This window comes from Burkholderia sp. NRF60-BP8, from assembly GCF_001522585.2.
Lineage (GTDB): Bacteria > Pseudomonadota > Gammaproteobacteria > Burkholderiales > Burkholderiaceae > Burkholderia.
Window position 1 is genome coordinate 282,495 of the sequence record NZ_CP013374.1, and the last position, 16,822, is coordinate 299,316.

14 protein-coding genes are annotated in these 16,822 nt (G+C 67.4%); 10 read left to right on the forward strand and 4 right to left on the reverse strand.

Annotated elements, in window-relative coordinates; all coding sequences use genetic code 11:
• Positions 1–384 precede the first annotated feature (384 nt).
• Complete coding sequence (locus WS54_RS30985; protein WP_059779835.1) at positions 385–1,053, reverse strand: haloacid dehalogenase type II; 669 nt, start codon at positions 1,051–1,053, stop codon at positions 385–387.
• 483 nt (positions 1,054–1,536) lie between these two features.
• Here WS54_RS30985 and WS54_RS30995 point away from each other — a divergent pair, with 483 nt between their 5' ends.
• The 5 genes from WS54_RS30995 to WS54_RS31015 all read left to right on the forward strand — a co-directional run bounded on the left by WS54_RS30995 (position 1,537) and on the right by WS54_RS31015 (position 7,056).
• Entirely contained in the window at positions 1,537–2,397 is an 861-nt protein-coding gene (locus tag WS54_RS30995) for a GNAT family N-acetyltransferase (protein ID WP_059779832.1), read from the forward strand.
• Between the two features lie 12 nt (positions 2,398–2,409).
• Complete coding sequence (locus WS54_RS31000; RefSeq protein WP_034209113.1) at positions 2,410–3,336, forward strand: 2-hydroxyacid dehydrogenase; 927 nt, start codon at positions 2,410–2,412, stop codon at positions 3,334–3,336.
• Positions 3,337–3,496: 160 nt separating this feature from the next.
• The gene (locus WS54_RS31005) at positions 3,497–4,897 is read left to right on the forward strand and encodes an aspartate aminotransferase family protein (RefSeq protein WP_059779830.1); all 1,401 of its coding nucleotides are present in this window, start codon (positions 3,497–3,499) and stop codon (positions 4,895–4,897) included.
• An 85-nt stretch (positions 4,898–4,982) separates the two neighbouring features.
• Positions 4,983–5,474, forward strand: a complete 492-nt coding sequence (locus WS54_RS31010) for an Lrp/AsnC family transcriptional regulator (protein WP_006749694.1) — start codon at positions 4,983–4,985, stop codon at positions 5,472–5,474.
• A gap of 109 nt (positions 5,475–5,583) precedes the next feature.
• The gene (locus WS54_RS31015; RefSeq protein WP_059779826.1) at positions 5,584–7,056 is read left to right on the forward strand and encodes an NAD-dependent succinate-semialdehyde dehydrogenase; all 1,473 of its coding nucleotides are present in this window, start codon (positions 5,584–5,586) and stop codon (positions 7,054–7,056) included.
• 306 nt (positions 7,057–7,362) lie between these two features.
• On the opposite strand, the gene WS54_RS31020 is transcribed toward WS54_RS31015, so the two are convergent.
• The gene (locus WS54_RS31020) at positions 7,363–8,076 is read right to left on the reverse strand and encodes a DUF4396 domain-containing protein (RefSeq protein ID WP_059779824.1); all 714 of its coding nucleotides are present in this window, start codon (positions 8,074–8,076) and stop codon (positions 7,363–7,365) included.
• Between the two features lie 388 nt (positions 8,077–8,464).
• Here WS54_RS31020 and WS54_RS31025 point away from each other — a divergent pair, with 388 nt between their 5' ends.
• Complete coding sequence (locus WS54_RS31025) at positions 8,465–8,698, forward strand: hypothetical protein (protein ID WP_011549124.1); 234 nt, start codon at positions 8,465–8,467, stop codon at positions 8,696–8,698.
• Positions 8,699–8,871: 173 nt separating this feature from the next.
• On the opposite strand, the gene WS54_RS31030 is transcribed toward WS54_RS31025, so the two are convergent.
• Positions 8,872–9,534 (reverse strand): GntR family transcriptional regulator, encoded by a 663-nt coding sequence (locus WS54_RS31030; protein ID WP_059781809.1) that lies wholly within the window; start codon positions 9,532–9,534, stop codon positions 8,872–8,874.
• A gap of 41 nt (positions 9,535–9,575) precedes the next feature.
• On the opposite strand from WS54_RS31030, the gene WS54_RS31035 reads away from it, so the two are divergent.
• Positions 9,576–10,742, forward strand: a complete 1,167-nt coding sequence (locus WS54_RS31035; protein ID WP_059781807.1) for a pyridoxal phosphate-dependent aminotransferase — start codon at positions 9,576–9,578, stop codon at positions 10,740–10,742.
• A 173-nt stretch (positions 10,743–10,915) separates the two neighbouring features.
• Here WS54_RS31035 and WS54_RS31040 read toward each other — a convergent pair whose 3' ends face one another.
• Entirely contained in the window at positions 10,916–12,262 is a 1,347-nt protein-coding gene (locus tag WS54_RS31040; RefSeq protein ID WP_059781806.1) for an MFS transporter, read from the reverse strand.
• Between the two features lie 297 nt (positions 12,263–12,559).
• Between WS54_RS31040 and WS54_RS31045 the strand changes: the two genes are divergently transcribed.
• From WS54_RS31045 to WS54_RS31055, 3 genes are all read left to right on the forward strand, one after another.
• On the forward strand, positions 12,560–13,597 hold the full coding sequence (locus tag WS54_RS31045) for a LacI family DNA-binding transcriptional regulator (protein WP_082725097.1): 1,038 nt from the start codon (positions 12,560–12,562) through the stop codon (positions 13,595–13,597).
• Between the two features lie 190 nt (positions 13,598–13,787).
• On the forward strand, positions 13,788–15,569 hold the full coding sequence (locus WS54_RS31050; protein ID WP_059781802.1) for an IlvD/Edd family dehydratase: 1,782 nt from the start codon (positions 13,788–13,790) through the stop codon (positions 15,567–15,569).
• Between the two features lie 32 nt (positions 15,570–15,601).
• Positions 15,602–16,780, forward strand: a complete 1,179-nt coding sequence (locus WS54_RS31055) for a fumarylacetoacetate hydrolase family protein (protein ID WP_059781799.1) — start codon at positions 15,602–15,604, stop codon at positions 16,778–16,780.
• The last annotated feature ends 42 nt before the right edge of the window (positions 16,781–16,822 follow it).

Genomic DNA, 16,822 nt, shown 5'->3' on the forward strand with positions numbered 1-16,822 from the left:
GGTTGTTCAAGCGCGCCGCGCCCGCTTGCTGGTGGCGGGTACGACGTCGTTCACATGCAATTCATTTAAGCATCGCCAAAATGGCGGTTGTCCCGATTCGAGGCGCCCTCACGATACGAATCGACCGTTTTGGGTAGCCTGCGCAGCATGATTTGCTGCATGCGCCGGGGACCGCCGGCGTGTGCCGGCCGCATGCCGGCGCGCGTGAAAGTTCAGAGGATTGTTCGCCGGCATCGCCTCGCTCATCCCGAACGCGCGGCGCGAATGTGCGCAGGCTGGCGCGACGTGGCGACGCCGGCAGCCCGCCGCCTGCGCGGAATTTCCCCGGGAAAGCGACGGGCGGCGGCGTGGTGTCCGCGACACCGCACCGGGGAAACGCGTCGCTTACAGCCCGAGCTGCGTCGCGAGCTGGCCGATGTCCGACACTTCGTAATAGTTGTAGAACGGCGTGCCCGGCTCGTGGCCGCGGTTCACGAACACCTTGTGCTTGATGCCGAGATCCTCGGCCGTCATCAGGTCGTAGCGCAGGCTCGACGACACGTGCAGCACGTCCTCCGGCTTGCAGCCCAGCTTGTCGAACATGTATTCGAAGCCCTGCATCCGCGGCTTGTACGATTGCGCCTGCTGCGCGGTGAACACGGCGTGGAACGGCGCGCCGAGCTTGTCGACGTTGCTCATGATCTGGTCGTCCATCGCGTTCGACAGGATCACCAGCTTGTACTTCGATGCCAGCCGCGACAGCCCGGCCGGCACGTCCGGGTGCGGCCCCCAGGTCGGCACCGCATGATAGAAAAGCTCGGCCTCGGCTTCGTCGAACTTCACGCCGAGCCGCGCACAGGTGCGACGGACCGCGTTGACCACGACGTCGCGGTACGGCTTCCACGCGCCGAGCACCTCGTCGAGCCGATAGGCGGCGAACGCGCGCACGAATGCCTCCATCGCGGCCGGCGACAGCCGGTCCGCATAGATTTCCCGCGCCGTCTCGGCCATCCGGAAATGGGTCAGCGTGCCGTAGCAGTCGAAGGTGATGTACTTCGGTTCAAACTGGATCATGGTGACGTCCTGTCGGTGTGAAGCCCCGGCAGGGCCGGGGATGGCTGGGTTCAACGAAATTGAATCAGGGCAAAAAGTCGTTCGCGCATCGTTCCGCGCCGCTCAAAACGCAGAATCGCCGCGTGTTGCCCGCCACATGCAGCACGATCTGCGGCGCGATCGGGCGCGGCGGGGCCGGCCGAGGGGCGCCTCGCTACCGCAGCAGGCTCGCCTGCCGGTGCGGCGCTTCGGCAGGCGGCAGCTGCGGCTGTGGCTGTGGCTGTGGCTGTGGCGTGCTTCATCGTAGTGGCATTCCACAGCACATGTGACCGGATCGACGTGTCGCGCCGGCACGATCCACGCGTTCGTTCGCGCCGATCGCGCCGGTTTGCATCGATCTCGCGGGCGCGCCCGCCGCCGCCGGAAAACAGGCGAATCGTCCTATCCGTGCCGCCACCGCGCTGGCAGAGTGAACGGATCGTTCCCACCCATCCGGAGTCCGGCGTGTCCGACCTCAATCCTTCCCGCACGCTCATCTATCGCCCGTTCGCCGAAGCCGACCTGCCCGCCGCCCATCGCCTGTCGGAGGCGGTCAAGTGGCCGCACCGGCTCGACGACTGGCGCTTCGCGTTCCAGCTCGGCGGCGGCTTCGTCGCCGAAGACGAAACCGGCGTCGTCGGTACCGCGCTCGGCTGGCGCTTCGGCGAATCGCACGCGTCGCTCGGCATGGTCATCGTGTCGCCCGAACGCCAGGGCTGCGGCATCGGGCGCGAGCTGATGACCCGCGTGGTCGACAGCCTCGGCACGCGGACCATTTTTCTGCATGCGACGCCGGCGGGCGAGCCGCTGTACGCGAAATTCGGCTTCGACGCGATCGATACGATCGATCAGCATCAGGGCGCGGCGTTCCAGCCTCCGCTGATCTCGCTGCCGCCCGGCGAACGCCTGCGCCCGCTCGGCACCAACGACGGGCCGCGCCTCGCCGCGCTCGCGTCGCGCGCGGCCGGCTACGAACGCGGCGCGGTGATCGACGCGCTGCTCGACGTCGCGAACGGGATCGCGCTCGATCGAGACGGCGAACTGCTCGGCTTCGCGCTGTTCCGCCGGTTCGGCCGCGGCCACGTGATCGGCCCGGTGATCGCGCCGGATGCGCTGCGCGCGCAAGCGCTGATCAGCCACTGGCTCGCGCTGCACGAGGGCATGTTCGTGCGGCTCGACGTACCGGGCGACAGCGGGCTGTCCGACTGGCTGCAGGGGCTCGGGCTGCCGCGCGTCGACACCGTCGTCGCGATGGCGCGCGGCGCGACGCCCGAACGCGACCCGGCGCTGCGCGCGTTCGCGATCGTGAACCAGGCGCTCGGCTGAGCGGAGCGCACGATGAGCTTTCTCTACAAGGCCGACCCGGTGCGCGGCGCGCAGTGGGCGGCGCGCTTCGCGCAACAGGCGCCGGATCTGCCGTTCCGGATCTGGCCGGACCTCGGCGACGCCGAAGCCGTCCGCTATCTCGCCGCATGGCAGCCGCCGGACGATCCGGTCGCGCTGCTGCCGAATCTCGAAGTCGTGTTCTCGGTCGGCGCCGGCATCGACCAGTTCGACCTGTCGCGCGTGCCTGCGCACATCCCTGTCGTGCGGATGATCGAACCGGGCATCGTCGAAGGGATGGTCGAATACGTGACGCAGGCCGTGCTGACGATCCATCGCGACCTGTTCGACTACGCGGCCCAGCAGCGCGACCAGGTGTGGCGCGAGCATCCGGTGCGCGCGGCCGCGTCGCGGCGCGTCGGCGTGCTCGGGCTCGGCACGCTCGGCCAGGCGGTGCTCGACACGCTGCGGCGCTTCGGTTTCCCGTGCGCCGGCTGGAGCCGCACGCCGCGCACGCTCGACGGCGTCGACTGTCATGCAGGCGATGCGGCGCTCGACGCGTTCCTCGCCCGCACCGACATCCTGATCTGCCTGCTGCCGCTCACCGACGGCACGCGCGGGCTGCTCGGCGCGCGCGTGTTCGACGCGCTGCCGGCCGGCGCGTCGCTCGTGCAGGTCGGGCGCGGGCCGCAACTGGATTCGGCGGCGCTGCTCGCGGCGCTCGCGAGCGGCCGCCTCGACAGCGCGATCCTCGACGTGACGGATCCCGAACCGCTGCCGGCCGGCCATCCGTTCTGGACGCATCCGCGCATTCGCATCACGCCGCACATCGCCAGCGCGACGCGGCCCGACACCGCGGTCGACGCCGTGCTCGCGAACCTCGCCCGCCATCGCGCGGGCCAGCCGATGATCGGCGTCGTCGATCGCGCGCGCGGCTACTGACGTGCACGCCCGGCCCGTCGGGCGCGCAGCAGAAAATGCCGAAGCGCCCCGCCCAAACGCCGCGCGCATACGTTTCGGGCCGCAAATTGAAGACGCATGCGGATTTCTCGCCCGGTAGCATGAACTCACCGCTGACACCTGACGAGAGTCCCGCCTTCCCATGAACCAAGCCGCGCTGATCGAAGCCGATCGTCAACACCTGATCCATCCCGTCGTCAACTACCGTGCGCACGAGGCGCGCGGCGTCACCGTGCTGGAATCCGCGGACGGCGTGTTCCTGCGCGACGCCGCGGGCCACACGCTGCTCGACGCGTTCTCGGGCCTGTGGTGCGTGAACGTCGGCTACGGCCGCGACAGCATCGTGAAAGCCGCCGCCGACCAGATGGCGAAGCTGCCCTACGCGACCGGTTATTTCCATTTCGGCTCGCAGCCGGCGATCGAGCTCGCCGAACGGCTCGCGGCGCTCGCGCCGCCGTCGCTGAACCGCGTGTACTTCACGCTCGGCGGCTCGGACGCGATCGACTCGGCGGTGCGTTTCATCACGCATTATTTCAACGCGACCGGCCGCCCGTCGAAAAAGCAGATGATCGCGCTGGAACGCGGCTATCACGGCTCGTCGTCGATCGGCGCCGGCCTCACCGCGCTGCCGGCGTTCCACCGTCACTTCGACCTGCCGCGCGCGGACCAGCACCATATTCCGTCGCCGTACCCGTACCGCCATCCGCTCGGCGACGATCCGCAGGCGCTGATCGCCGCGTCGGTCGCCGCGCTCGAAGCGAAGGTCGCCGAGCTCGGCGCGGACAACGTCGCCGCATTCTTCTGCGAACCGGTGCAGGGTTCCGGCGGCGTGATCGTGCCGCCGGCCGGCTGGCTCAAGGCGATGCGCGACGCGTGCCGGCGCCTCGGCATCCTGTTCGTCGCCGACGAGGTGATCACCGGCTTCGGCCGCACGGGCCCGCTGTTCGCATGCGAGGCCGAACAGGTCGACCCGGACCTGATGACCGTCGCGAAGGGCCTGACCGCCGGCTATGCGCCGATGGGCGCGGTGCTGATGTCCGACGAAATCTACGAAGGAATCGCGGGCGAGCGCGCCGATACGCCCGTGGTCGGCCACGGCCATACGTATTCCGCGCATCCGGTCAGCGCGGCGATCGGCCTCGAGGTGCTGAAGCTCTATCACGAAGGCGGGCTGCTCGCGAACGGCCAGGCGATGGCGCCGCGCTTCGCCGCGGGGCTCGACGCGCTGCGCGCGCATCCGCTCGTCGGCGACGCACGTTCGGTCGGCCTGCTCGGCGCACTCGAACTGGTGACCGACAAGGCCCGCAAGACGCGCTTCGACGCGGCGCTGAACGTGCCGGACAAGATCGCGGCCGCCGCGTACGCGAACGGCGTGGTGTTTCGCGCGTTCGGCGACGGCGTGCTCGGCTTCGCGCCGGCACTGAGTTTCACCGCGGGCGAGTTCGACCTGCTGTTCGAACGCGTGCGCAAGACGCTCGACGACGTGCTGGCCGACGCGGGCGTGCAGCGCGCGCTCGACGCCGCGCACGCGCTGCCGGCCTGACGCGCCAAGGGAAAGCCGGGCTTGTGGCCGCCATCGTTCGACTCTAAAGTAACCGGACATTCCATTTTTGCCCTTTCACGTGAACATGACGGACAGCAAGCTGGATCGCATCGACCTGCGCATCCTCTCCCAGTTGCAGAAGCGCGGCCGCATGACCAACGTCGAGCTGGCCGATGCGGTCGGGCTGTCGCCCAGTCCATGCCTGATCCGCGTGAAGCGGCTCGAGAAGGCCGGCTACATCGGCGGCTACGGCGCGCACATCCAGCTCGAGAAACTCGGCGACGTGCAGGTCGTGTTTACCGAGGTCACGCTGGCCGACCATCGGCGCGAGGATTTCGACCGCTTCGTCGCGGCGATCCGCAACGTCGACGAGATCGTCGAATGCCACCTCGCGAGCGGCGGCTACGACTATCTGCTGAAGTTCATCACGCGCAGCGTGAGCCATTACCAGACGATCGTCGAAGGGCTGCTCGAGCAGAACATCGGCATCGAGAAGTATTTCAGTTACGTGATCATCAAGTCGCCGTTCGTCAAACGGCACTACCCGCTCGAATCGCTGTTCGGCGAACGTCACTGACACCCGGCGTGCGTCGCCCCGTCACGCGGCAGTCGGCTGTCCGCGCGGGCGGAGTCGCGCCCGCCGCGCGCAGCCAGCGTCGCCGAACCGCTTCATTCAAGGAACTGTCATGCCGCTTACGCTGTCCCGAACCGAACTCGTTCGCACCGCCAACCTGATCGACGGCGCCTGGCGCGATGCGCTCGACGGCCGCCGCTTCGCCGTCACCGATCCGGCCACGCTGGAGACCGTTGCCCATGCACCCGACAGCGGCGCCGCCGACGCCCGCGCGGCGACCGACGCCGCGGCGCGCGCGCTGCCTGCGTGGCGCGCGACGCCCGCGCGCGAACGGGCCGCGATCCTGCGTGCCTGGCATGCGGCGATCGTCGCGCACACCGACGATCTCGCGAAGCTGATATCGCGCGAACAGGGCAAGCCGCTTGCCGAAGCGCGCGGCGAAGTCGCGTACGGCGCGTCGTACGTGCTGTGGTTCGCGGAGGAAGCGACGCGCACGTACGGCGACCTGATCCCGCAGCAGCAGCGCGGCAAGCGGCTCAGCGCGGTGAAGGAGCCGATCGGCGTCGTCGCCGCGATCACGCCGTGGAATTTCCCGCTCGCGATGATCGCGCGCAAGATCGCGCCCGCGCTCGCGGCCGGCTGCACGGTCGTCGCGAAGCCGGCGGAGGACACGCCGCTGACCGCGCTCGCGCTCGCGTTTCTCGCGCAGGAAGCCGGCGTGCCGCCCGGCGTGCTGAACCTGATCGCGGCGTCGCGCGAACGCGGCATCGACGCCGCGGCCGACTGGCTCGCCGACGCCCGCGTGCGCAAGATCACGTTCACCGGCTCGACGTCCGTCGGCAAGCTGCTCGCGCGCGAATCCGCGGCGACGTTGAAGAAGCTGTCGCTCGAACTCGGCGGCAATGCGCCGTTCATCGTGTTCGACGACGCCGAGCTCGATGCCGCGGTCGACGGGCTGATGGCCGCCAAGTTCCGCAACGGCGGGCAAACGTGCGTGTCGCCGAATCGCGTGTACGTGCAAGCCGGCGTCTACGACGCGTTCGCCGCGAAACTCGCCGCGCGCGTCGCCGCGCTGAAGGTCGCGCCGGCGACCGATCCGGCCGCGCAGATCGGCCCGATGATCAACGCGCGTGCGGTCGACAAGATCGCGCGCCACGTCGGCGACGCCGTCGAGCGCGGCGCACGCGTGCTGACGGGCGGCCAGCGCCTGAGCGAGCTCGGCCCGAACTATTACACGCCGACGGTGCTCGCCGACGCCACCGCCGACATGCAGCTGACCTGCGAGGAAACCTTCGGCCCGGTCGCCGCGCTGTTTCGCTTCGAGTCCGAGGACGAAGCCGTCGATGCCGCGAACGACACGCCGTTCGGGCTCGCCGCGTATTTCTACACGCAGGACGTGCGGCGCATCGCGCGCGTGTCGGCGCGGCTCGAGACGGGCATCGTCGGGATCAACGAAGGCGCGCTCGCGAGCGAGGCCGCGCCGTTCGGCGGCGTGAAGGAATCGGGCTATGGTCGCGAAGGCTCGCGTTATGGGCTCGACGATTATCTGTCGATCAAGTACCTGTGTCAGGGCGGGCTCGACTGAACCGGCGTCGCCGCGCGTCCGATTTCCCGTTGCGCTTTCCGCACCCGCCGGCCTGTCCTTGCGGGTGCGGGCGCCGCGAAGCGGTCGGCGCGGGCGTCATGCCGAATCATGCGTGCCCGACGCGCCGTCCCGTCGTCCGCGGCGGCCCCGCATTCGCTGCCCCGTGTAAAAACGCATTGCCAACCGGAATTTGTGTGCGCATCGTCGGCGGAAGCTTCGTCTATCGCCCCACTCGCCATGCATTCCGCTCCGCTGCCGAAGATGTCGCGCCACGGGTCGCCTTCGCCGTGCTTGCAGTCAAGATCACTACATTTTTTCCTTCATACCCGAATTGATCAGCCACCAGTTGACGGGATAGCTGGTGGCGAACCCTGCCAGCATCGCGAGCTGCATCGCGAACCAGAATTCGGGGCTCGCAACTTTCGCGATACCCCCATAAACCGGCTTGAACCACAGGAACTGAATGATGGCCATCAAGCCGTACATGCCTACCTGCCAAGCAGTAATCGACGCGATATCGGCTCTGACGGCCGCAATCAAACCTGCGCCTACCGAAAGCCCACGCATCGGTTTGATCGTGAAGTACTGGAAAACGATGCCGAACAGAAAGGCGGCGATGAAATCGGGGATCCAGACGGCAAACGTTTTTTCATTGAACACCGTGTGCCAACCGAACCAGACTGCCAAGGAGGGGAAGGCAAAAGCCGACCACTCGACGATGATGTCTCCGAGCGTACAGCCCGCGCCGCAGTGACTCGTGCCCTTCATCACCATCGCGACGAACGGCTGTTCGTCGGCGTCGTGTCCCGCGTCCGTGATATTCCGTCCCCACACGTAGTAGGCGGCAAACCACAAGACCGTCCCGAACAACGCCGTCAGGGGCCAGACGACGTTCATGATCCACATCTTCTGAGGATGCCGAACTTCGTCAACGACGATTGCAACGGCACAGACCGCACCCAAAATGATCCAGGTGACCGATAGCGTATGCAGCCAAGGTGGAAAGGTTCCGTAAATCATCGATATTCCTGCTGGCGAGTCAAATGCCGAACAGCCAGCAAGGCACGTTCCGTTCCGAGGGGAAGTTTTCCGTCGTCAGGGCGGCCGATTCACTTGGCCGAGTGTCGTCTCTTGGCCGGCTGCAGTCGGACGTGTTCGGCTGTTGCCGACCCAGAACGGCCCTTCAGATTTATCCAAAGCGGCCAATCGTTGTGACGTGCGGCGGGGTTTTATAGCCACGCTCGATGAGTATCTTGGCCTCGGCGCGACTGCGAAATCATTCCCGATTAAATCGCTTCTCCCGCAGCGTGCCGTTGGAACCTTCAACGGAGTCGTTCTGCCAAGGGCGGCAAGAACGGACACAGCGTGTACGATCTGGTCTTCAAGAAAACCATCCAAGGAGAGAGGAATGAATCCGGAACAGGCCCGAGCCGAAGAAACCCAGGCGATGGAGCGCATGGTGGCCGCCACGCTGCGCGTGCAGAGTACGTTCGCCTCGATGCAGAAGCAATTTCCGCCGCAAGGCAGCGGCGAGCCTTCGCCGTTCGCGCTGCAAACCTTTGATGCCGCCCTGCAGGAACTTGAAGACGCACAGGCCGCGTTCGATGCGCTGCTGAACGATCTGATCGACGGTAACCGCTAAAGGCTACGCCCGTATCCGCACCGATTGTCGACGATCTAAAAAGCTGTGTCGAACGGCCGTTCGTGGCCGCATGCCGCCCGACGCGTTTAGCTATAACCGTCCCGCAGAAGACGCGCGCCATTCCCGAAACCGGCTTTGAGACCGCTTGACGCTCCCGGGCGCGACCTGCCTCCCTACCGCCTGCACAACGCCTGAGCCAGCGCATCCCCCGCAGCCAGAATATGCGCGGACAGAGCCGCACACGCTGCGTCCACATCCCCATCACGTATTGCCCGAACGATATCCCGATGCTCGTCGTTCGAGCGATCCTGCCAGTCCAGTTGCTGCCACGTCGCATACAAATGCCGTGCGCTGGCCCGATGCATGTCGCCAATCGCGGCGATGAGCCGCGGCATCCCGCACCGCGCGGTCAATGCGCGATGAAACCTCAGATTCAGCGTACCCAGCACGGCTATGCCGTGCGCCGCCGCCTCCTGATCGAGGATCGCATCGAGTTCCTCCAGCGCACGTGCGTCGAGAGCAGGCATCGCCTCGCGCAGCGCCAGCGCCTCGAAAGCGGCGCGCATCTTGGCCATTTCAAGCACGTCCGCCGGCTCGAGCGGCGCCGCCCGCACGCCTCGTCGCGGTTCCACCACGGCCAACCCCTGCGCTTCCAGCCGTCTGAACGCCTCGCGCACCGGCACATGGCTCGCGCCGAACTCCGCCGCGATGTGGTCCTGACGCAGCCACTCCCCCGGCGCGATGACGCCCGAGATGATGCGGTCCGCCAATGCGGCAGCGATCCGATCGGCCAGCGAGCGATCGTCCTTGACTTCAACCTTCATGCCGACCACCATGCATATATTATCTATTAAATAGTAACAAGATCGGAGGCTCGATGCGCCACCACCGTCCTGTGCGTCTGCAGCACATTGCCGGCATCGGCGTCGATCGTATGGGTTCGATCGCCGATCGTGCCGACGTCGACCTCTTGCGACTCGAAAATCTCGATACCGACATCCCACCCACTTCGGAAGCGCTCGCCTTCACCCGAGACGCAATCCAGCGAGACTCGGCCAATTCATATTTGCCCTTCGTCGGTCAGGATCGGCTACGCGCAAGCGCTGCCGCTCACGTATCGGCGCTTTCGGGGCAACGCTTCACGGCCGACCAGGTGGTGGTGTCGGCCGGCGGACTCTCCGGCATTCTGAATACGCTGCTCGCCACCGTCGAGACCGGCGACGAAGTCATCGTCACCGACCCGACGTACGCGGGTCTGCTGAACCGCGTCCGCCTTGCAGGCGGTGTGCCCCGGCAAGTCCCGTTCGCCTTCACGCCGGGCGGCGAATGGAAGCTGGACCGGGCCGCGCTGCGGGCAGCGATCGGTCCGAAAACGCGGGCCATGCTGCTGATGTCTCCGTCGATGCCGTCGGGGGGCGTCTTCGATGCGTCCGACTGGCAACTGATCGCGAGCCTATGTGTGCAGAACGATCTGCTGCTGATCCTCGATAGCGCGATGGAACGGCTGCTCTTCGATGGACGCACGGTCATCCATCCCGCCGGCCTGCCCGGCATGGCCGAGCGTACGGTCACGGTCGGCGCCGCGTCGAAAGAGCTGCGCATGATTGGCTGGCGGGTCGGCTGGATCGTCGCGCCGGAATGGCTGATTCCCGATCTGGTGGCCGTGTCGCTCGCCAATGTCGTGGTGCCGGTCGGCATCGCTCAGGAGGCCGCGGCGGTTGCGCTCGAGCATTCCGCATCCGATCTGCCTGGCTACGTGAGCGAGCTCGAGAGGCGGCGGGATACCGTCGCCGCCGAACTGTCGGGACTCCCGTTCGGCATGCCGGCGGGCGGCTGGTCGATGCTGCTGCGCGTGTCCGATTTCGGTCTGACCGGATCGCAGATGTCGGAGCGATTGCTACGCCACGGCGTATGTGCAACGGCTATGACCGGATGGGGCGTCGCACACGGCGCGCAGTACGTGCGTTTCGTGTTCTCGAACGAACCGGTCGAGCGGTTACGCACGCTCGGGAGCAAGGTGCGCTTCGCACTGGAGGACGCATGACGCCCGCCCACGAGAAAGCGGCGTAGCGCGCCGGGCGTCCCTGGCTGGAGGTAGCCGGAATTCCGCGTGCGACGATCGAGCGAACTCACACGTGATCAATCCACGTGGCGTGATGCCTCCGGCGCCGGGCCGGAGCGATGTCCCGGCCCGGCATGTCATGTCGGGCGAACGCCCTACCGCCCCGCCGGCGGCCGCAGAATATCGCGCGGAATCGACGCGATCAGCACGCAACTGATCAGCAGACAAGCGCCCAGCGCATAGGTCCCGTTGTTGATGTCGCCGGTCATCTGCTTGGCGACGCCGGTGATCATCGAGCCCGTGAAGCCGGACAGGTTGCCCACCGAGTTGATCAGCGCGATGCCGGCGGCCGCGGCCGTGCCGGACAGGATCTGCCCCGGGAAGGTCCAGTAGATCGGCATCAGCGCGAGAATGCCGCACGTGGCGATGGTCAGGAATACGATCGACAGCGCGACGTTCCGCGCAAACGCCGCGCTCAGGATCAGGAATACGCCGCCGATCAGCGCGGGAATCGCCGCATGCAGGCGGCGTTCGCCGGTCTTGCGCGAGTGCGACGCGTTCCACACCATCGCAAAGATCGCCGTCAGGTACGGAATGGCCGTCAGCACGCCGATGTGCAGCGGACTGTGCACGCCCGACGCGCGGATGATCGACGGCAGCCAGAAGGCCAGCCCGTAGAAACCGGTATTGAACGTCAGCAGGATGAAGGTGAGCAGCCACACGCGCGGGCTGCGCAGCGCGGCGCCGATGCTGTGCGACTTGTGCGCGGCCTCGGATTCGAGGTTGCGCGACAGTACCGCCTTCTCGTCGGCGGACAGCCACTTCGCCGACTGCGGGCCGTCGCCGAGGCAGGCCAGCACGACGAACGCCACCACGATCGACGGCAGCCCTTCGAGCAGCAGCATCCATTGCCAGCCGCTCATGCCCGACAGGCCGTGCGTCTGCTCCATCAGCCAGCCGGACACCACGCTGCCTAGCGTCAGGCTCAGCGGGATCGCGACCAGGAAGCCCGACATCGCCACGCTCTGGCGGCGCGCCGGGAACCAGTAGTTCATATAAAGGATGACGCCCGGGAAAAAACCCGCTTCGCACAGCCCCAGCAGGAAGCGCAGCGTGTAGAACATCGTGGTCGTCTGCACGTGGAAGAACTGCGCGAGCGGCACGATGAACGCCATCGACGACGACACGATGCCCCACGTAATCATGATTCGCGCGATCCAGAAGCGTGCGCCGTAGCGGTGCAGCAGCAGGTTGCTGGGCATCTCGAACAGGAAATAGCCCCAGAAGAAGATGCTGGCGCCGAGCGCATAGACGCCGTCGCTCAGGTTCAGGTCGTCCAGCATCTGCAGCTTCGCGAAGCCCACGTTGACGCGGTCCAGGTAAGCCACGACGTAGCAGAGCAGGAGCAACGGCAGGATGCGCCGCATGACCTTGCGGTAAAGGGCGTCTTCGGACGAGTCGGCCGCGGCCGGTGCGGCAGCGGCCTGCGTAATGGATGGCATCGGTCTGTCTCCTGTTCGTGTAGGTCTTCTTCGTACCGGCGAGTGCGCTTGACGCATCGATGTTACCGATAACATCCGGTGGCAAAAAAAAGCCGACGAGGCGACGGGAGCGATCGGCAAGTTGATACCGGTAACAAAACTGAAGGTAGCACGCTGCGATACGCGCGTACAAGTGCCGCCGAACGCGTGGTTTCCCTAGTACGGACCTCACCGCGACGAGCACGCCGCGGCCGGCCTGCACGGTACGCCGCCCCGGTATGATGTAGCCTTTCCGGCTTTCTCCCGATCGCGATTCCGATGCCCAGTCCCACCGCCGTCCGGCCCGCCGGGCCGCCCCGCATGTCCGACGTAGCGCGCCTCGCCGGCGTATCGAAGATGACGGTGTCGCGCGTGCTCGCCGGTCACAGCGTGGCCGCCGAGACGCGTGCACGGGTCTGCGAGGCCATCGAGCAGCTCGGCTACGTGGCGGATGCCGCCGCCGGTGCGCTGTCGTCGGGGCGATCGGAATTCGTCGCGGTGCTGGTGCCGTCGCTGTCGAGTTCCAACTTCTCGGACACCGTGCGCGGCCTGACCGATGCGCTCGAACCGCATGGCCTCCAGTTGCTGCTCGGCGACACCGACTACGACCTGGAACGCGAAGAACGGCTCGTCCGGTCGATGCTGCGACACCAGCCGCGCTGCATCGCGCTGACGGGGTCGCAGCACACCGATGCGACACGCAAGGTATTGGAGCGCTCGGCGATTCCGGTGGTCGAGATGTGGGACCTGCCCACGCGCCCGATCGACACCGCCGTCGGCTTCTCGAACGTGCGCGCCGCCCGCGCGATGGTGCGCCACCTGGCCGAGCGCGGCTATCGACGCATCGGCTTTCTGGTCGGCGCGAGCGAACTGGATCGCCGCGGCCTCGACCGGCTCAAGGGCTACCAGGCGGAGATCAAGGCGCTGGGCTTGGGCGAACCGCGCGTCGTGCGGCTCGGCGAATCGCCGATCACGATGAGCCACGGCGGCCCCGCAATGGCAGCGCTGCTGGCGCAATGGCCGGATACCGACGCGGTGATGTGCGTGAGCGACATGTCGGCATTCGGCGCGATCATGGAGTGCCACCGGCGCGGGCTCGCCGTGCCGGCCGACATCGCCATCGCCGGCTTCGGAAACTTCGAAGTCTCGACATGCTGCCACCCGACGATCACGACCGTATCGGTCGATGCGTACGGCATCGGGCTGCGCACCGGCGAAGCGTTGCTGGCGGCGCTCCAGGCGCGTGACGGCGGCGAGCGGACCGACGCAAAAAGCATCCGTATCGACTACACGATCATCCCGCGGGAAAGCGCCTGACGAGCCGACGGCCGCGCGCATCCCGACACGCGACGCGCGCGGCTTCGTACCGGCCCCCTGCCCCACCCCATCGCCACGCGCGCACGAAATCCCTTCCGCTACGCAAAAAACCCGTGCTAACATCCAGGCGATGTTACCGGTATCATTCGGCACGCAAAATGAGAAAGGCCCCCTCAGGAGACAGCCTGCCATGTCACACACCCCTCGCCGTCTGCGCAGCCAGGAATGGTTCGACGATCCCGCGCACGCCGACATGACCGCGCTCTATGTCGAGCGCTTCATGAACTACGGATTGACGCGCGAGGAGCTGCAGTCGGGCCGCCCTGTGATCGGCATCGCGCAGACGGGCAGCGATCTCGCGCCGTGCAACCGCCACCACATCGAGCTGGCCGAGCGCACCAAGGCCGGCATTCGCGATGCGGGCGGCATTCCGATGGAGTTCCCCGTGCATCCGCTGGCCGAGCAGAGCCGCCGGCCCACGGCCGCGCTCGATCGCAATCTCGCCTACCTCGGGCTGGTGGAAGTGCTGCACGGTTTTCCGCTGGACGGCGTGGTGCTGACGACCGGCTGCGACAAGACCACGCCGGCCTGCCTGATGGCGGCCGCGACCGTCGACATGCCCGCGATCGTGCTGTCGGGCGGCCCGATGCTCGACGGCTGGCACGAGGGCAAGCGGGTCGGCTCCGGCACGGTGATCTGGCATGCGCGCAACCTGCTCGCCGCGGGCGAGATCGACTACGAAGGCTTCATGCAGCTGACCACGGCTTCGTCGCCGTCGATCGGCCACTGCAATACCATGGGCACCGCGCTGTCGATGAACAGCCTGGCCGAGGCGCTGGGCATGTCGCTGCCCGGTTGCGCGAGCATTCCCGCCGCCTATCGCGAGCGCGGCCAGATGGCTTACGCCACCGGCAAGCGCGCGGTCGAACTCGTTCGCGAAGACCTGCGCCCGTCGGCGATCATGACGCGCGCGGCGTTCGAGAATGCGATCGTCGTCGCGTCGGCGCTCGGCGCCTCGACCAACTGTCCGCCGCATCTGATCGCCATCGCACGCCACATGGGCGTCGAGCTGAGCCTGGACGACTGGCAGCGTTTCGGTGAAGCCGTGCCGCTGCTCGTGAACTGCATGCCGGCCGGCGAATACCTCGGGGAGAGCTTCCACCGCGCCGGCGGCGTGCCGGCCGTGCTGCGGCAGCTCGATGCGGCCGGCCTGCTGCGGCGCGACTGCCTGACCGTATCGGGCCGCGCGATCGGCGAGATCGCCGACGCCGCGCAGGATGCCGACCGCGACGTGATCCGTACGCCCGACGCGCCGCTCAAGCATGGCGCCGGCTTCATGGTGCTGTCGGGCAACTTCTTCGACAGCGCGATCATGAAGATGTCGGTGGTGGGCGACGCGTTCCGCCGGACCTACCTTGCCGAACCGGGCGCGGAGAATACGTTCGAGGCGCGCGCGATCGTGTTCGACGGCCCCGAGGACTACCACGCGCGCATCGACGATCCCGCGCTGAACATCGACGAGCGCTGCATCCTCGTGATCCGCGGCTGCGGCACGGTCGGCTACCCGGGCAGTTCGGAAGTCGTGAACATGGCGCCGCCCGCCGAGCTGGTGAAGCGCGGCGTCACGTCGTTGCCGTGCATGGGCGACGGACGCCAGAGCGGCACGTCGGCCAGCCCGTCGATCCTGAACATGTCGCCGGAAGCCGCGGTGGGCGGCGGCCTCGCGCTGCTGCGCACGAACGACCGCGTGCGCGTGGACCTGAATCGCCGCAGCGTCGACGTGCTCGTCGACGAGGACGAACTCGCGCGCCGTCGCGAGACCGCCAGCTTCACCGTGCCGCAGGCGCAAACGCCGTGGCAGGAACTCTATCGCCGGTTCGTCGGCCAGTTGTCCACCGGCGGCTGCCTCGAACCGGCCACGCTGTACCTGAAGGTCATCGAGCAGCGCGGCAACCCGCGCCATTCGCACTGACTCCACCGCCCCCGACTCTTGCCGAGCTGACCATGCGTACTCCTACCGTTTCCGACTGCCTGCCGCACGACCTCGCCCACGCGCTGCTGATCGGCCGCGTCTGGCGGCACGACACCGCCCACGCGGGCCCGAGCGTCGTCGCCGTGCGCGGCGGCGAAGTGTTCGACATCACGCGCACCGTGCCGACCACCGCGGACCTGTTCGACCGCCGCGATGCGCTCGCCATCGCACGCACCGCGTCCGGCGAATCGCTCGGCCGCGTCGAGCCGCTGTTGCAGGCGGCGCTGGACGGCACACCCGGCGCCACGCACCTGCTCGCGCCGTGCGACGTGCAGGCCATCAAGGCGTGCGGCGTCACCTTTGCGGTCAGCCTGATCGAGCGCGTGATCGAGGAACAGGCCGGCGGCGATCCGGCCAAAGCGGCCGAGGTACGCGACACCATCGCCTCGACCATCGGCACCGATCTGTCGAAGATCGTGCCGGGCTCGGAAGCCGCGCTGCGCCTGAAGGCGGAACTCGAGCGCCGCGGCGCGTGGTCGCAATACATGGAAGTGGGCATCGGCCCGGATGCCGAGGTGTTCTCCAAGTCGCAGCCGATGTCCGCGGTCGGCTTCGGCGCGGACGTGGGGCTGCTGCCCGTGTCGGTGTGGAACAACCCGGAGCCGGAAATCGTGCTGGCGGTCGCCAGCGACGGCCGGCCGGTGGGCGCGACGCTCGGCAACGACGTGAACCTGCGCGACGTCGAAGGCCGTTCGGCGCTGCTGCTCGGCAAATGCAAGGACAACAACGGCTCGTGCGCGATCGGCCCGTTCGTGCGGCTGTTCGACGACGGCTTCACGCTGGACAGCGTGCGGGAATGCAGCGTGTCGCTGCGCGTCGAAGGCGCGGACGACGGCTTCGTCCTCGACGGCATCAGCCACATGCGCGAAATCAGCCGCGACCCGGCGGACCTCGTCGCGCAGACCTGCGGCGCGCATCACCAGTATCCGGACGGCTTCATGCTGTTCCTCGGCACGATGTTCTCGCCGATCCAGGATCGCGACGCGCCGGGCGGCGGATTCACGCATCACCTCGGCGATCGCGTCACCATCTCCACGCCCGCGCTCGGCGCACTCGTCAACACCGTGCGGCTTTGCACGGAGATCGCGCCGTGGACCTTCGGCGTGCGCGCGCTGTATGCGAATCTGGCCGCGCGCGGGCTGCTTGCCTGAATGGAACGACAGCGATACCGGCCTGCCTGCGCGCAATCGAGC

Bases quoted from the DNA above. Each gene is read 5' to 3' on its own strand.
- WS54_RS30985 (WP_059779835.1), bottom strand. From the start codon at position 1,053: ATGATCCAGTTTGAACCGAAGTACATCACCTTCGACTGCTACGGCACG.
- WS54_RS31000 (WP_034209113.1), top strand. From the start codon at position 2,410: ATGAGCTTTCTCTACAAGGCCGACCCGGTGCGCGGCGCGCAGTGGGCG.
- WS54_RS31005 (WP_059779830.1), top strand. From the start codon at position 3,497: ATGAACCAAGCCGCGCTGATCGAAGCCGATCGTCAACACCTGATCCAT.
- WS54_RS31010 (WP_006749694.1), top strand. From the start codon at position 4,983: ATGACGGACAGCAAGCTGGATCGCATCGACCTGCGCATCCTCTCCCAG.
- WS54_RS31015 (WP_059779826.1), top strand. From the start codon at position 5,584: ATGCCGCTTACGCTGTCCCGAACCGAACTCGTTCGCACCGCCAACCTG.
- WS54_RS31020 (WP_059779824.1), bottom strand. From the start codon at position 8,076: ATGATTTACGGAACCTTTCCACCTTGGCTGCATACGCTATCGGTCACC.
- WS54_RS31025 (WP_011549124.1), top strand. From the start codon at position 8,465: ATGAATCCGGAACAGGCCCGAGCCGAAGAAACCCAGGCGATGGAGCGC.
- WS54_RS31030 (WP_059781809.1), bottom strand. From the start codon at position 9,534: ATGGTGGTCGGCATGAAGGTTGAAGTCAAGGACGATCGCTCGCTGGCC.
- WS54_RS31035 (WP_059781807.1), top strand. From the start codon at position 9,576: ATGCGCCACCACCGTCCTGTGCGTCTGCAGCACATTGCCGGCATCGGC.
- WS54_RS31040 (WP_059781806.1), bottom strand. From the start codon at position 12,262: ATGCCATCCATTACGCAGGCCGCTGCCGCACCGGCCGCGGCCGACTCG.
- WS54_RS31045 (WP_082725097.1), top strand. From the start codon at position 12,560: ATGCCCAGTCCCACCGCCGTCCGGCCCGCCGGGCCGCCCCGCATGTCC.
- WS54_RS31050 (WP_059781802.1), top strand. From the start codon at position 13,788: ATGTCACACACCCCTCGCCGTCTGCGCAGCCAGGAATGGTTCGACGAT.
- WS54_RS31055 (WP_059781799.1), top strand. From the start codon at position 15,602: ATGCGTACTCCTACCGTTTCCGACTGCCTGCCGCACGACCTCGCCCAC.